Annotated in this window: 4 protein-coding genes; 1 reads left to right on the plus strand and 3 read right to left on the minus strand. The window is 40.3% G+C overall.

Going from position 1 to position 1855, the window contains the following annotated elements; translation table 11 throughout:
• Positions 1–206 (plus strand): hypothetical protein (locus A3G19_RS07365; RefSeq protein WP_294871644.1); only part of this gene is annotated, 206 nt, incomplete at its 5' end.
• 2 nt (positions 207–208) lie between these two features.
• Here A3G19_RS07365 and fetB read toward each other — a convergent pair.
• The 3 genes from fetB to A3G19_RS07380 are packed head-to-tail and all read right to left on the minus strand — an operon-like array spanning position 209 to position 1580.
• Positions 209–955 (minus strand): iron export ABC transporter permease subunit FetB, encoded by a 747-nt coding sequence (gene fetB, locus A3G19_RS07370; protein WP_294871645.1) that lies wholly within the window; start codon positions 953–955, stop codon positions 209–211.
• 18 nt (positions 956–973) lie between these two features.
• A complete protein-coding gene (locus A3G19_RS07375; RefSeq protein WP_294871648.1) occupies positions 974–1246 on the minus strand; it encodes a helix-turn-helix transcriptional regulator in 273 nt (90 codons plus the stop codon).
• Positions 1239–1580, minus strand: a complete 342-nt coding sequence (locus A3G19_RS07380) for a type II toxin-antitoxin system RelE/ParE family toxin (protein ID WP_294871651.1) — start codon at positions 1578–1580, stop codon at positions 1239–1241. Before A3G19_RS07380 ends, A3G19_RS07375 begins: the two co-directional genes overlap by 8 nt.
• Positions 1581–1855: the final 275 nt, after the last annotated feature.

The following is a 1855-nucleotide window of genomic DNA, read 5'->3' on the forward strand; positions in this document are numbered from 1 at the left end:
TTTCAGAAAAAAATCCTCACAAAAATAAAACAAGTATAGGCTTAATTCGTAATGCTTTAATGATCTATGACCTTGAACGATATTTTCAGAATTTTAATCATTCGTGGAGTGTAATGGATAGAGAAGATAGAATATATGAATTTTTACTCGAAAAATATCCAGATTTAGATTTGATATTAGAAAAAAATGGAATAGAAATAGATTGATTTTATTTAGAATGAGAAATAAACGCCGCTCCGATAATGACCCGATAGGAGAACATCGTGCTAAACACTGCCGCGAGCAACGCCACCGCCACCATCATATACATGACGGCGAGCTGATACGAGATTGCGCTTAGCGGATCGGCACCCGCGAGGAGCATCCCCGTCGTTATACCGGGGATGTGGATGATTCCGACCGTTTGGAGCATATTAAGCGTCGGGATCATCGAAGCTTTGACGGAAGCTTTCGAGGCAAAGCTAAGCGCTTCTTTGAGCGGCGCACCCAATGCGACCATCCCCTCGATAATCTCGATCGTATTTTTTACCTCTGCACGGAACCGCTCGGTGCTTTGGGTATAGACGTTGAGGGCGTTGCCGATAATCATCCCCCCGATAGGGATCATCTCATGGGGAACCATATGGATCACTCCAAATGCCATCATGGAGAGAAAAACAATCCCCGATGAAGCTCCGAGGGTAAAAAAGGCGATTTTAAAACTGTGCTCACCTAAAGGGGAGCGTTTTTTTGCCGTATACGCTCCGAACGTCACCATCCCCAGTAATACGAAAAACAAGAGTGATGGGTGTTCGATTTTAAAGAGATAAACGAGAGCATACCCGAGGAGTCCCAACTGCACCATCGCCAAAATCGAGTTGGTGAGGATTTTTTTCTCCAAACCGAACTGTTCACGGCGTGAGTACCAGAGAGCGAAAATAATAAGAGCGTAAGAGGCTAAAAAAGAGTATTGCATAATATATTATACAAGGTTCTACACCACGGTAATCTCTATCTTTTTATTAAAAGCATTTCCGAGTTTTTGCAAGAAATCAATTCCGACATTGACCGAGCCGTTTTCGATACGGCTAATGACCGTTTGTGTCGTTCCTAGCTTTTTTGCCAATTCACCTTGGGTAAGTTTGTATTGCAACCGGAGTCCAACTAAAATATCGATAATTTTAAAGCGTAACTCTTTTTGCTCATACGCCGTTTTAAATTCTTCGTTTTGTAGTGATTCGTTTAGATGGTGTTGAAAATCATCCATTTTGTACCTCTTTTAGCCGTTTGATGGCAATTTCAAGTTCTTTTCTTGGTGTGCTCTGGGTTTTCTTTTGAAAGCCGTGAAGCATTACAAATGTTTTATCGGTGTAGGCAAAATAGAGTACTCGATAAATACCGGATTTGTCTTTTGCCCGTACTTCATAAATCTTTTGTTCCAACGGTCTTACAAACGGGAGTCCTAACTCTGTACCGTATTTTTGTAGCAGAGTGAATATCCTGAATATTTCAGCTTTCGGTTCATTGCCGATATCCTCTAACCACTCTTTTACGGGTAACTTACCGTTTTGGTTTTGATAATAATTTATTTTCCACTGCATGGATATTATATCTTATTAGATATATTGTTGTCAAATGAAATAGTAAAATAGGATGATCTCATTGTGTGCCTCTAATGGTGATGCTAACAGTATAAGAGTGATTTTTTAGAAGAGAATGAAAAATGACAAATTGCAATATTAAGAAGAAAAATGAGCTTTTACCGCTGAGGTAAAACATAGCGTTAGCGTAGCCGAAGGGATTTTATTCCTTCGGCGTTTAAATTATAATGTTTCTGCGTGTTCTGCAAGGTATTCCGCAACACCCTCAGTGCTCG

Origin of the sequence: Sulfuricurvum sp. RIFCSPLOWO2_12_FULL_43_24, from assembly GCF_001829605.1 — a bacterium.
In the GTDB taxonomy this organism is placed as follows: domain Bacteria; phylum Campylobacterota; class Campylobacteria; order Campylobacterales; family Sulfurimonadaceae; genus Sulfuricurvum.

Bases quoted from the DNA above. Each gene is read 5' to 3' on its own strand.
- A3G19_RS07380 (WP_294871651.1), bottom strand. From the start codon at position 1,580: ATGCAGTGGAAAATAAATTATTATCAAAACCAAAACGGTAAGTTACCC.
- fetB (WP_294871645.1), bottom strand. From the start codon at position 955: ATGCAATACTCTTTTTTAGCCTCTTACGCTCTTATTATTTTCGCTCTC.
- A3G19_RS07375 (WP_294871648.1), bottom strand. From the start codon at position 1,246: ATGGATGATTTTCAACACCATCTAAACGAATCACTACAAAACGAAGAA.